Here is a 12471-nt window from a genome sequence, read left to right on the forward strand (position 1 = left end):
TTCTATGGATTGATCTTACGACTTTCTTTCGACGATGTAGCGCGCGATCGCCCGGAGGGGAGCCGCTTCCGGGCCGAAGGCGTACAAACTTTCCTGCGCGTCCCGGATCAGCCGGTCCGCGAGCCGCTTGGATTTTTCCAGACCCACAATCATCGGATAGGTCAATTTGCGGCGGGCGTCGTCCTTTCGAACCCGTTTTCCGGTTTCCTCCTGCGTTCCTTCCACATCCAGAATGTCGTCCGCCACTTGGAACGCCAGCCCCACCCTCTCCCCGAAGACCGTCAGGGAAGACAACGCCTCCGGCCCGGCCTTTCCCAGAATGGCCCCGATGCGGACGGAGGCACGGATCAGCGCGCCGGTCTTGTGGGAATGGACATAGCGAAGGGTCTCTTCGGACACGGTTTGCGATCCGTTTATTCCTTCGGACTCGATGTCCACGAATTGTCCCCCGACCATTCCCAGACTCCCGGCGGCCAGCCCCAGTTCCTGGACGACCGCCAGCAGTATATCCGGTGGAATCGTCCGATTCAAGTGCCGATCCGAGAGCAGGGTGAAGGCCGCCGTCAGAAGGGCGTCGCCCGTCAGAATGGCGGCGGCCTCGCCGAATTTCTTGTGGCTGGTGAGCCGGCCGCGACGGTAGTCGTCGTTGTCCATCGCGGGAAGATCATCGTGCACCAGCGAATACGTATGGACTAGCTCGATCGCGGACGCGACAAGGAGCGTGTCGTCCATCGTAGGGGAGGACCGATGGGCTGCCGTTACCGCCTCGAAGGCCGCGATCGCGAGAATCGGCCGAATCCGTTTCCCGCCGGCAAAAAGACTGTAGCGCATCGCCTCGTGGAGCCGCTCCGGAACGGTTGTCACCGTCGGCAGGCAAGCCTCGAGGGTCCGATCGATCCGGGCCCTTCGGTCGGCAAGATACGGTTTCAGTTCCTGGTCAGTCCTGGTCTTCAGTGTCACGGACGTCTTCGTGAAGGTCTTCCCGGGCTTCCGTTCCCATCGCAAAAGGCTTGGGGCGTTTTCGGCCGTCCTTGTCCTTCAAAAGGATCTCTACTTTTCGCTCGGCTTCCTCGAGCGTCTTTAAACAATTTTTGGAAAGCCGAACCCCCTCTTCGAAGATTTTCAACGACTCTTCCAAAGGGAGGTCGCCTTTTTCAAGCTGGCCCACAATGGTCTCGAGCCGAGCCAGGGCGTCCTCAAATTTGAATTGGGCCATCCGACGATCCCTCGGTTTCTTCAACGCGGCAGATCAGGGCGCCCCGATGCAAGCGGACATGGACGCGCGTGCCGGGGTTCACTCCCTGAGCCTCCTTCAAGAGGCGCATTTCCGGAAGCGTTCGCGTGACGCTGTAGCCGCGGCTCAAGATGGCGAGCGGGCCCAAGCCGTCCAGCGCCGTCAGCAGGGAATCCAGGCGATTGCGTTTTTGGCGGAGATAAAAACCCGTCTGAAGCTCGAACCGCTTCACGAGTTCCTGAGTCTGCGTTGCGAGTCGGTGAAGTCGTTCCACCGGACTGCGGTGGCCCAGACTCTCGCGGACATGCCGCAGCCGCTGGGCTTGATGGCGCATCGTATTGAACAGTCCCCGACGGATGCGCACCTCCAACTCGTCCAGGCGCAGGAGGTGGGCCTCGACGAGACGGCGGGGATCGCGGAACGATCGTTGCACGGCCCGCAGCCGGCTGCGGGTCATTTCCAGACCGTGCTGCATTCCCCGGTCCAGGCGGACCCGCTGAAATTCGACCTGGTCCCGCCGGGCTCGCCGGGCTCGGACGACCATTTCGGCCGCCGCGGTCGGCGTGGGGGCCCGGAGGTCCGCGACGAAATCCGATATGGTATAATCCACCTCGTGGCCGACGGCCGAAACGACCGGAACCCGGGACCGGGAAATCGCGCGGGCGACAACCTCTTCATTGAAAGCCCAGAGGTCTTCCAACGACCCGCCGCCCCGCCCGATGATCAGCAGATCGAAGCCGCCCAGGTCGTTCAATTCGTCGATGGCCGATGCGATGGCCGCCGCCGCGCCTTCCCCCTGAACGGGCACCGGATTGATCACGATCTCCAGATTCGCTCCGCGGCCGCTCATAACCTTCAGCATGTCCCGGATCGCCGCCCCCGTCGGCGATGTCACAATGCCGATGCGGCGGGGGAGAGCCGGCAGCGGCTTTTTCCGCAAAGGATCGAAGAGCCCTTCTTTTTGAAGGCGCTCTTTGAGCTGCTCAAACGCCGCCTGAAGGGCTCCGACGCCCCGTGGCTCGATGTAGTCGATGACGATTTGATACTCGCCGCGCGGTTCATACACCGACACGCGCCCGCGGCATAAGACCTGTTGTCCGTCTTTCGGAACAAATTTCACGGAACGGCCCGAAGAGCGGAAGAGCACCGCCCTCAGCTGCGCGCTTTCATCCTTGAGCGTGAAATAAAGGTGACCGGAACTCGGCATTTTCAGGTTGGAGGCTTCCCCCTCGACCCAGACGGCGATAAAACGACTCTCCAGTTGCTGCTTGATCAACCGCGTCAGCGCCGAAACCGAAAGAATCGGATCATGGGGAGCGTTCAACATCATGGTCCAAAGGACGGTGCGCTCTATTCCGAATCCTTCACTTGAAGACGGACAATGGACTGCGCCCGGCCGTTGGCGTCGATCGTCATGAGCGCCGCGGAGATCACGCAGGGACCCCCGCCCATTTCAAAGCGCTGCGGCATCTGGCGCAGAAACTTGTGGATCACCTGGTCTTTATTCATTCCGATGACCGAATGCATCGGCCCCGTCATCCCGGCATCGGTCAGATAGGCGGTGCCTTTGGGCAGGATCTCTTCATCCGCCGTTTGAACATGGGTGTGAGTCCCCACGACCGCGCTGACCTCGCCGTCCAGATACCACCCCATCGCCCTCTTCTCCGAGGTGGCCTCCGCATGCATGTCCACGATGATGATCGGCGTCTCGGCCCGCAGGCGGGCGATCTCGCGTTTACCGACTTGAAACGGGCAGTCCAGAGTCGGCATGAAGACCCGACCCATCAACTGGAGCACCGCGACCTTTTCCGTTCGGCTGAGGCTGATCACGGCCGAACCGACACCGGGTGTCGAGTCGGGATAATTGGCCGGACGGAGAAGACGCGGCTGTTGCGCGATATAGTCCACGATCTCCTTCTTGTCCCAGACGTGATTTCCGGTGGTGATGACATCGACTCCCAGAAGGTACAATTCTTCGGCAATCTTGGGGGTGATCCCGAATCCGCCCGCGGAATTCTCGCCGTTGGCGATGACGAAATCGATCTCGTAGGTTTCGATGAGATGGCTCAAGCGGCGGGCCAGAATGTTGCGTCCCGGCTCTCCGATGATGTCCCCGATCAATAAAATTTTCACGATACGTTTCCCTTAAAAAGGGCAGGGGCGATTTCTGAATCGCCCCTGCGATGCCCGTTCTGTTATCTCGCGTACTCGATATACCGATTCTCACGGATCACGGTCACTTTAATCTGGCCGGGATAGGTCAAATCCTGTTCCACTTTCTTGGCGATCTCTCTCGAGATCATGGCCGACTCGGCATCCGACACCTCGTCCTGTTTGACGATGATCCGAATCTCGCGTCCCGCCTGAATCGCGTAGGCCTTCTCGACGCCTTTAAACGACGTGGCCAGCTGTTCCAGCTTTTCCAACCGCTTCACGTAGGATTCAACGGATTCCCTCCGCGCACCCGGCCGCGCCGCCGAAAGGCTCTCGGCGCCCATTACGAGGACCGATTCGATGCACGTCGCCTCGACCTCTCCGTGGTGCGCGGCGACGGCGTTCACCACCTTGGGGGATTCCCCGTAGCGTTTGACCAGATCCGCCCCCAAGGCCGCGTGGGATCCTTCCTCTTCATGGCTGATCGCCTTCCCGATATCATGAAGAAGCGCCGCCCGTTTGATTAATTTCACGTCCATGCCGAGTTCCGAGGCCATGATGCCGGCGATGAAGGCCGCCTCCCGCGCATGCGCCAGGTTATTCTGTCCGTAACTGGTCCGGTATTTCAGACGACCGAGGGTCTTCACGACTTCGGGATGGATATCCTGAAGACCGAGATCGAAAATGATCTTTTCGGCCTCTTCCCGCATCAGTTTGTCCAGTTCCTTTTTGACCTTTTCCACCATTTCCTCGATGCGGGCCGGATGAATCCTTCCGTCCGCCATGAGGCGCTCCAGGGCGATTTTGGCAATTTCCCGACGGTACGGATCGAAGCCGGAAACGATGACGGCGTCCGGCGTATCGTCGATGATCAGGTCAATGCCCGTGGCGCTCTCCAAGGCCCGGATGTTCCGGCCCTCCCTCCCGATGATCCGCCCCTTCATGCCTTCGTTGGGCAGATTCACGACCGAGATGGTCGCCTCCGCAATGTAGTCCCGGGACAGCCGCTGCATGGCCGTCACCATGACTTCCTTCGACTCCCGTTCGGCCTTCTCGCGGGTTTCTTCGATGATCCGCTTCATCATCTTGGCCGCATCGTATCGGGCTTCTTCCTCCATCGCGTGCATGAGCTGTTTCTTGGCCTCCTCCGCCGTGATGCCCGATAAGCGCTCCAATTGTTGCCGTTGCTCGCGCAGGCCGTTCTCCAACGTCTTTTCTTTTTCGCGAATCACTTTTTCACGCGCCACCTGGTCCCGGTCGTTCCGGTTCAGGTCGCTTTCACGGCGGTCCAACTGGCCGGCCCGTTTATCCAGCTGCTCTTCCCGTTGGCCCAAACGACGCTCCAACGCGGTCAACTCGGACCGGCGCTCCCGTATTTCTTTTTCAAAATCGGTTCGCTCCTGTAAAATCCGGCTCTTGCTCTCGATCTGGGCTTCCCTCCGCTTGTTCTCCGCCTCTTGTTCCGCGTTGCGGAGGACGCGAGCGGCCGCTTCTTCGGCTTCCTGCAGCTTTCTGGAAATTCCCTCTCGACGAAGGTAAAACCCGATCGCCACGCCGGCCGAACCTGTTCCGATCGCTGCGATGACTGCTATGATCCAGGTAATAATAATCGTCACCCCCTCCTCGTCCTGTTGAAGAGACTCGTTCGATGCAGTTTGTTGTGCGAGGGATAAACCCGGACGGGCCGATGAGGACGTCTGAGGGGACACAAGGGACGGGATAAACGCCGGAGAAAAGGCTATGGTTCGCGGTATCGGTTGCCGATACGTGTTCCGACCGTCGCCAAGGATAGGGCTCGCGCTGGATCATGGCCGTTATGCTCCGGCCGCCCGGTCGAATCCGAAACCGTCTTCATTCCTCCTGCCTTTTCAAGCGTCAAAATTCTCCGGATTACCTCGATGGCATCGAGGTCGTAACCGGATAAAATCTCTGTCGATCAATTCGAGACTTTCCCTGCCTTCGCTGTCTCTCTTCAGAATCGTCAAAATCATTTCCCGAAACCCGTTTTCTCCCGTTTTAATAAGGCCCCCGCGGTTGCCGTGGCTGAGTGGAATGTCTTGAACCCGGTTGACCAGGTGGGCGCCGTGATGAGAACTTTAGGCTTCCCCTCGTTACCGTGGGGCTTGCACACCATTCCCAGGGCATGGCTCCCCAAGACAAAGCGTTGGGTCAAAATTTCTCACCCCTCACCAACAACGCAGGGGCGACTTGTTCAGCCCTTGCAAAACTTTCATACGTTGCGGTAGTCAATATAACAAACCCTAATGAAGAATTCAAGTAAAAAATCCTATGATCCCTCCTCCGGAACCGGGGTGCGAACCGATGGATCGGGCTTGACAAACTGTAAAAGTTCGTTAATCTTTAAAAGAGTTACGACCCTTGCCGTTAAAAACACATCCGGCCGTAAAGAAGGGTCGCGACGCCATGGGGTCGGTTCTTTCCCCTCATATGGGACAGGATTCGGTTTGAAGGGATGCCGGTGTGCCGAACGGACGTCCGATGGCGATAAAGACGCCGTCTCTATGGAAAATGGAGGAAGGAACCTTTTTTATCGGTTTTTGAGGGATGATGGAAAAAAGGGCTGTTGTGCGCATTCCTTTTGCCGGCCGAGGAAAGGCCGTGGCGCTCCGGTCGTCCGAGAGCGGGGTCATCTACACGGCCAACATCAGCCGTCAAGGACTCTGCTTCTATTCAAGCACCTCCTTATCGTTGGATTCGGAGGTGGTTCTTGAACTCGGCATGAGCCATCCACCGGAGCCGGTCGTGATCGAATATCTTCACGGCCGGGTGCTGTGGAAGCGGGAATGGGGAGCGATCACGGTATACGGACTTCATCTGTCATCTCCCCTAACCCGACTCAAGAATCCCCGCTTCATTGAAATGACCGCCGACCCGGAAATATTTAAACCGACCGGAGGACCGGAAAATTCCGGCACAGACCCTTCACAGGATCGCCTTACAAAGCGGGAGCACGAAATCACCCGTCTGCTTGCACAGGGCTCGAACAACCGGGAGATTGCCCAGCGTCTTTCGATCAGCGTAAAAACGGTTGAAACCCACAGGGCCAATATTTACGCCAAGCTGAAGGTTCACAACGCCGTGCAGCTGCTGCGGGTGTTGGACAAAAGCGGGACGTGGGTCATGAACCGGGATCAAGCGACCCCTCAATCCGCAGGACAGCGACGATAGATTGGACGGCATCATTTTTACGCACGTCCGCCCGCCTTCAACGCGTCTTTTCCTCTCATCGATTTCAACACGCGCTCATAGACCTCATACGCCATCGTGCCGAAAAGGACAAAGCGAACCAACTGGACTCCCGAAGGGCCCTCCAAGCACTGTCGCACGGCGGTCAGGGCGATCTGCGCCGCAGCCTCGATCGGATAACCGTAGACGCCCGTGCTGATCGACGGAAACGCGACGGACTTGATCTTGTGCTGTGCGGCGAGGCGCAGGCTGGAACGGTAGGCGGAGGCGAGAAGTTCCGCTTCCCCGTGGCGGCCGTCCCGGTAAACCGGTCCGACCGTGTGGATCACGTAACGGGCCTTAAGCCGGCCCCCGGTCGTGATGCGGGCCTCTCCGGTCGGGCAGCCGCCGATCCATTTGCACTCCTCCAGAATCTGCGGACCGCCCGCGCGATGGATGGCGGCGTCCACGCCGCCGCCGCCGAGCAGCATTGTGTTGGCCGCGTTGACGATCGCCTCGGTGTCCTGCAAGGTAATATCCCCCTCCACCAGTTCCAGAGTCGATTTATGTATCGTCTTCTTCATCCCGGCACCCTTTTTACGAAAGCCGGAGGACCAAACACTTGGCGCTTCCGCCCGCCCGGTGGAACTCGGACAGGTCCAGTGCGTGGACCTTCAAACCACGACGTCTCAACTCGCGGTTTGTCGACTCGCAACCGGCGTGCAGCACCACGTCGCTCCCCACAACGATCGCGTTGCAGGCGAACCGAAGCGCGTCTTCCTGGACAACCGGCACCGCTTCCGGTACGGATTCCGCGATGACCTTTCGGCCGTAGTCGTCAAAGGCCGGAGGAAAATACAGGGCGGCCCGGTCGCTTAAGGGACAGAAGCAGGTGTCCAGGTGATAAAATCGAGGGTCCACAAGTTCCAGCGACAACACCTCGCATCCCAGGATCTCTCCGATCTTGCGGTGAGACTGGATATCGGAGCGCATCCGGTAACCCGCGAACAGGGTTTTTCCCAACGGCAGCGCATCCCCCTCCCCTTCAAAACAGGCGTCTTCGGGAATCGGGAAAATCCGATAGGCCCGGTTCCGAAACCAGGTTTCGAACACCGGCGTCTCGCGTCGGCGTTGGGGAAAACGGAAATTGCTTCGAATGAATTTGTCGCCCGCCACCAGCCCCGCATTGGCCGTGAAGACCATATCCGGAAGTCCCCTCACCGGGCTCAGAAGCTCGACGGTCGCGCCCAGTTTCTCCGTCAGGAGGTCGTAAAGCGCCTGCCACTGCCGCATGGCCGCGGCCGTTTCCGCCGGACGGCGCCGGTTCATCCACGGATTGATCTCGTATTCAATCTGGTAGAAGTCCGGCGGACACATTAAAAACGACGGCATGGTCCGTACATTTACTCCGTGAGATTCCTGCACAGTTCCCGCAGGAAGGGTTCGACGTCCGTCACAAGCCCGAGCGCCTGGAAGCTTCCCCGGTCCGTGAGCTTCGTCACCACGGCCGGGTTGATGTCCACGCAAACCAGCTTTACCGAGGCCGGGAGGAGGTTTCCGGCCGCGATCGAGTGCAGCATCGTGGCGATCATCACGCAGACCGAGACCCCGGGCAGAAGCTTCCGCAACGCGTCCTGCGCCGCCACCATGTCGGTCATCACCTCCGGCAGAGGCCCGTCGTCCCGGATCGATCCGGCCAGGACGACCTCGATCCTCTTCCGCACGCTCGCGGCCATGATGCCGGACTTCAGGATGCCGCGCTCGACGGCCGCCCGGATGCTTCCGGCGCGACGAATTGTATTGATCGCGCGCAGATGGTGCTCATGGCCTTCCTTGGCCGGGATGCCCTTTTCCAAATAGACGCCCAGCGACGTTCCGTAGAGCGCCTGTTCGATGTCATGAACCGCCAGGGCGTTGCCGGCAAACAGGATATCGACCCAGCCGTTCTCGATCAGCCGCTCCAGATGCATGCCGGCGCCTGTATGTACGACGGCCGGACCGGCGACAACCATCACCTTGTTCCCGCTCTTCTTCGCCGCACGGATCTGGGCCGCGATTTCCTTGATCACCACGCCCTTGGGCTTCTCGGACGAGACGCTGCTGGCCATGAACTCGAACACGTTTCGGTCCGCCGAGCGCTCCAGCGGGATCACCTTGATCCCCGGATGGCCGACCACGATCCGGTCTCCCTTTTTGACGCGATGCATCGGAATGGTGGCCGCCTCGCGTCGGTCCGGATCGACCGAAATCCCGCAGTCCATCTCGGGCCGGGCCACCTCCAGCCATTGGCCGCGGGATCGGACGAAGGTCTGGAGGTTTGTGGTGCAGTAGAAATTTTCGGGAAAGGCGCCGTCCCGGTCGGCCGGAACGAGCACCGCCTCTTCCTCCAGCATCGGGACCGCGCCGAGCTGCCGGATCCGGCTCAAGATCGTGTCAAGACCCTCCTGGGATGGCGCGGAGATCTGAATGCGGGCCCGGCTGGGATCCTCGCGCCGATGGCCGATCGCGACCTCGAGGATCTCGAACGTCCCGCCGTAGTTCATCACTTCATCCAAGACCTTCGGCAGGGTCAGGGAGTCGATGATGTGACCTTCGAGCTCGACGGTTTCAGAAACCATGGAGGTTTTATCTCCGACACGCTTACTCAATTTCGGCTTTCAGCCCCTGCGCCATCTTGATTTCTTTGGCATGGTTCACGGTCCAGGCCGTCTTGTGCGTCACGGCGTCGATCAGGGCCGAAGCCGACGGCATCCCGGTCCCGCTCTTCTTCACGCCGCCGAAGGGAAGATGCACCTCGGCCCCGATCGACGGCAGGTTCACGTAGCCGAGGCCGTATTCGCACTCCTCCCGAATCCGCCGGGCCTTCCGGTAATCCTCCGTGATCACGGCGAGTGACAGTCCGTAATCGGTGTCGTTGTAAATCCGGATCGCCTCGTCCGTCGTTCGAAACGGGACGATCGCCACGTTCGGGGCGAACACCTCTTCCCGGAGCACGCGGGACTTCGGGGAATAGTCCATCTGATAGACGAAGGGCGAGACGAAATGACCCCGGTCGCATTCCTTCCCCTTGAGCGCCCCGCCTTCGAGCAGGACCCTGCCGCCCTCTTTCCGCGCGAGGTCGTTGTAGAATTCCATCTTCTTCCGGCCGGCCTCGTTGATCAAGGGCCCCATGAAGGTCTTCTCGTCCAGCGGATCGCCAACCGCGACGCGCTTTGACAGCTTCACGAACTCCCCGCAGAACCGGTCGTAGACCGCCTCGTGCACGATCAGCTTTCCGGACGAGACGCAGCGCTGGCCGGTCGTCTTGTAGGCCGACAGCACCGCCGCGTTGAGCGCGATCGGAAAATCGGCGTCTTCGAAAACGATCACGGCATTCTTCCCGCCCATTTCGCAGACCGCGAACTTATGAGGGCTGTCGGCGCAGACCTTGCGGATCTCGGAGCCCACCTCAAACGATCCCGTAAAGGCGACCACGTCGACGTCGGAGTGGGACACGAGCGGACGGCCCGCCCGCTCGCCGTCGCCCTGAACCAGATTCAGGACGCCGGGCGGGATCCCGGCGCGCTCCAGATATTCCACCATCTTCTGGCCGACGAGCGGCGTGTCTTCGGACGGCTTGAAAACCGCCGTGTTCCCCTCGACCAGCGAGGGGCCGAGCAGCCAGAGCGGGATCGCAAACGGGAAGTTCCAGGGAGTGATGGCCGCGACGACGCCCTTGGGATGTCGGAGCATATAGGCGTCCTTCTCGGCGATCTCGGACGCCAATACATCCCCGGCCGGCATCCGCGTTGCGCCGAAGACATACTGGGCCATGTGAATCCCCTCCGTCACATCGGCGCGGGATTCATTGATCGCCTTGCCGCATTCCCGGGCCATCAGCCGCGACAGATCCTCATGGTCTTTTTTCACGAGCTGGACGAACCGGTCGAAGATCTCGCCGCGCTTGATCCGGGACATGGCCCGCCAAGAAGGAAAGGCATTCCGGGCCGCGCGCACCGCTTCATCCACGTCAGCTCCGTCGGATGAAGGAATGGTTCCCAATACCTCGTCCCGGTTTGCGGGATTGCGGCTCTCAAAGGTTTCGGCCGAGTGAGAATCCACCCAGCGCCCGTTGATGAAATTCTTGCCGAGAATCGACACGATTCATCTCTCCTTTATAACATTAGAATGATAATGGAACAAGGTTCCTGGAAGCAAACATCCGTCGAGCCTCCTTGGCGGCGGGGGTCTTGAGACGCGCCAAGCTATAGCCGCAAGGCGCCATGGGCGAATCAACAGATGCACCCGTCATTGAATGGTGCGACTCGGATGGTTGCTGAAAGGAACTTTGTTCCATTATTAGATCATGCCTTGCCCAACTCGATCGACCGCTTCGTCGCGGCCTCGACCGCCTCGATCAGCGTCGCCCGCAGGCCGCCGCGCTCGAGCTGCGCGATCCCGGCGATCGTTGTTCCGCCGGGCGAGGCGACCTGGTCCTTCAGCTCCCCGGGATGCCGCTTCATCTGGAGCACCATCTCGGCCGCGCCGGCCACCGTCTGGACCGCCAGCAGCATCGCCACGGCACGGGGCAGTCCCATCTTCACGCCGCCGTCGGCCATCGCCTCGATCATCATGAAGACAAAGGCCGGGCCGCTGCCCGACAGGCCCGTTACGGCGTCGAGATGCTTCTCCGGCAACTCCACGGCGATCCCCACCGCTTCCAACATCGACCGCACGTCATCGACGTCCTGCTTCGTCGCCCGCTTTCCGGAACTGAAGGCCGCCGCTCCCCGGCCGATGAGGGCCGGCGTGTTCGGCATCACCCGGATGATTCGTGCCTCCGAGCCGGCCACCTCCTCGATCTGCCGGATCGGAACTCCCGCCGCGATCGAGACGATCAGGTGATCCCTCGTCAGGACCCCCTTGATGTACTGGAGGATCGGCCGTATGAGGTCCGGCTTCAAGGCCAATAAAATAATTTCGGCCGACTTCGCCACCTGGGCGTTGTCGGCCGTCACTTTCACCCCGGTCTCCTTCTTGAGGAGTTCCAGCGCGGCTCGATCCGGATCGCCGGCCATGATCTTATCCGGCGAAAGCAACTTCGCCTTGATCAGTCCCCGGACCAGGGCCGAGCCCATCCGGCCCGCCCCGATCACCCCCAGTCTTCGACTCAACTTCGCCATCGCAATCCCTCATGCGCGGAGTGTGACGCCGTCCCATCCTTTTGTTTTAAGAATACTCCCAATCCCCCCCTTTTTCAACATGTCCCGCCGGAATTCTATTTCCCGCCGCGCGCGGCGTCCAAGCTCCAGAGGCCGCCGCCCTGCGTGGAGATGAAAAGAAACACGAAGCAGAACAGGACCGCGAGGTCCCCGCCGTTTTGGATCGGCAGGAGCGCCTTCGTCCCGTGCCCGATCCAGTACGCAAAGGCCATCAGGCCGCTGCAAAGAAAGGCCGCCCATCGCGTGAAGAGGCCGGCCATCACGAGCGTTCCCCCCACGAACTCGATCGGACCCGCGATGTAGATGATGAACGCGGGCACGCCGGGCGGCAACGGAGTCGGAATGCCGAACAGCTTCTGCGCGCCGTGCCACAGAAAGAGAAACCCGACCGCGATCCGCATCAATGCATAAGCCTGCCGGTTCAAAAACCCCATGAATCCCGCCATCGCCCCACCTCCTTGTGTGATTGTGCCGCCGCACTATCGTTCTATGATTATATATTATTCTCTTTCGTCGCGCAGCAAGTTGCGCGTCGGATAGTCCGCGTTCATCGCTCCTGCGACCAAAGAAATTAACGGGCTGATGCTGATAAGGGATTATAGACTAATTGAAGGAAAGAATAAATACGGACGGGGAAAATCAATCCTCAAGAGCTTTAATCAGTTCATACTTCTTGATCGCGCCGATGATGTGCGC

General features: G+C 60.1%; 12 protein-coding genes and 1 other RNA gene. 1 reads left to right on the top strand and 12 read right to left on the bottom strand.

The window, feature by feature from the left end:
* Positions 1 to 15 precede the first annotated feature (15 nt).
* The 6 genes from VLY20_04810 to ssrS all read right to left on the bottom strand — a co-directional run bounded on the left by VLY20_04810 (position 16) and on the right by ssrS (position 5595).
* A complete protein-coding gene (locus VLY20_04810; protein ID HUK55960.1) occupies positions 16 to 960 on the bottom strand; it encodes a farnesyl diphosphate synthase in 945 nt (314 codons plus the stop codon).
* Complete coding sequence (gene xseB, locus VLY20_04815) at positions 938 to 1216, bottom strand: exodeoxyribonuclease VII small subunit (protein ID HUK55961.1); 279 nt, start codon at positions 1214 to 1216, stop codon at positions 938 to 940. The genes VLY20_04810 and xseB overlap by 23 nt, the downstream gene beginning before the upstream one ends.
* Positions 1197 to 2561 carry an exodeoxyribonuclease VII large subunit gene (gene xseA, locus VLY20_04820; GenBank protein ID HUK55962.1) on the bottom strand — a complete coding sequence of 455 codons (1365 nt, stop codon included), beginning with the start codon at positions 2559 to 2561 and terminating at the stop codon, positions 1197 to 1199. The genes xseB and xseA overlap by 20 nt, the downstream gene beginning before the upstream one ends.
* A 23-nt stretch (positions 2562 to 2584) precedes the next feature.
* Positions 2585 to 3367 carry a TIGR00282 family metallophosphoesterase gene (locus VLY20_04825; protein HUK55963.1) on the bottom strand — a complete coding sequence of 261 codons (783 nt, stop codon included), beginning with the start codon at positions 3365 to 3367 and terminating at the stop codon, positions 2585 to 2587.
* 62 nt (positions 3368 to 3429) lie between these two features.
* Positions 3430 to 5004 (bottom strand): ribonuclease Y, encoded by a 1575-nt coding sequence (gene rny, locus VLY20_04830; protein HUK55964.1) that lies wholly within the window; start codon positions 5002 to 5004, stop codon positions 3430 to 3432.
* 405 nt (positions 5005 to 5409) lie between these two features.
* Positions 5410 to 5595: non-coding RNA, 6S RNA (gene ssrS, locus VLY20_04835), on the bottom strand.
* A 379-nt stretch (positions 5596 to 5974) separates the two neighbouring features.
* On the opposite strand from ssrS, the gene VLY20_04840 reads away from it, so the two are divergent.
* Positions 5975 to 6577, top strand: a complete 603-nt coding sequence (locus VLY20_04840; GenBank protein ID HUK55965.1) for a LuxR C-terminal-related transcriptional regulator — start codon at positions 5975 to 5977, stop codon at positions 6575 to 6577.
* Between the two features lie 17 nt (positions 6578 to 6594).
* On the opposite strand, the gene VLY20_04845 is transcribed toward VLY20_04840, so the two are convergent.
* The 6 genes from VLY20_04845 to VLY20_04870 all read right to left on the bottom strand — a co-directional run bounded on the left by VLY20_04845 (position 6595) and on the right by VLY20_04870 (position 12221).
* Entirely contained in the window at positions 6595 to 7158 is a 564-nt protein-coding gene (locus tag VLY20_04845; protein ID HUK55966.1) for an O-acetyl-ADP-ribose deacetylase, read from the bottom strand.
* A 13-nt stretch (positions 7159 to 7171) separates the two neighbouring features.
* A complete protein-coding gene (locus tag VLY20_04850; protein HUK55967.1) occupies positions 7172 to 7966 on the bottom strand; it encodes an arginine deiminase-related protein in 795 nt (264 codons plus the stop codon).
* 11 nt (positions 7967 to 7977) lie between these two features.
* The gene (locus tag VLY20_04855) at positions 7978 to 9192 is read right to left on the bottom strand and encodes a TIGR00300 family protein (GenBank protein HUK55968.1); all 1215 of its coding nucleotides are present in this window, start codon (positions 9190 to 9192) and stop codon (positions 7978 to 7980) included.
* A gap of 22 nt (positions 9193 to 9214) precedes the next feature.
* A complete protein-coding gene (locus tag VLY20_04860) occupies positions 9215 to 10708 on the bottom strand; it encodes an aldehyde dehydrogenase family protein (protein ID HUK55969.1) in 1494 nt (497 codons plus the stop codon).
* 209 nt (positions 10709 to 10917) lie between these two features.
* Entirely contained in the window at positions 10918 to 11736 is an 819-nt protein-coding gene (proC, locus tag VLY20_04865) for a pyrroline-5-carboxylate reductase (protein HUK55970.1), read from the bottom strand.
* Between the two features lie 95 nt (positions 11737 to 11831).
* On the bottom strand, positions 11832 to 12221 hold the full coding sequence (locus VLY20_04870) for a DoxX family protein (protein ID HUK55971.1): 390 nt from the start codon (positions 12219 to 12221) through the stop codon (positions 11832 to 11834).
* Positions 12222 to 12471 lie beyond the last annotated feature (250 nt).

The sequence above is a fragment of the Nitrospiria bacterium genome, assembly GCA_035517655.1.
In the GTDB taxonomy this organism is placed as follows: domain Bacteria; phylum Nitrospirota; class Nitrospiria; order JACQBZ01; family JACQBZ01; genus JACQBZ01.

What these genes read in the sequence shown, in the direction of transcription:
- VLY20_04855 (HUK55968.1), bottom strand. Translation starts at nt 9,192, where the DNA reads ATGGTTTCTGAAACCGTCGAGCTCGAAGGTCACATCATCGACTCCCTG.
- xseB (HUK55961.1), bottom strand. Translation starts at nt 1,216, where the DNA reads ATGGCCCAATTCAAATTTGAGGACGCCCTGGCTCGGCTCGAGACCATT.
- proC (HUK55970.1), bottom strand. Translation starts at nt 11,736, where the DNA reads ATGGCGAAGTTGAGTCGAAGACTGGGGGTGATCGGGGCGGGCCGGATG.
- VLY20_04870 (HUK55971.1), bottom strand. Translation starts at nt 12,221, where the DNA reads ATGGCGGGATTCATGGGGTTTTTGAACCGGCAGGCTTATGCATTGATG.
- VLY20_04845 (HUK55966.1), bottom strand. Translation starts at nt 7,158, where the DNA reads ATGAAGAAGACGATACATAAATCGACTCTGGAACTGGTGGAGGGGGAT.
- VLY20_04850 (HUK55967.1), bottom strand. Translation starts at nt 7,966, where the DNA reads ATGCCGTCGTTTTTAATGTGTCCGCCGGACTTCTACCAGATTGAATAC.
- xseA (HUK55962.1), bottom strand. Translation starts at nt 2,561, where the DNA reads ATGTTGAACGCTCCCCATGATCCGATTCTTTCGGTTTCGGCGCTGACG.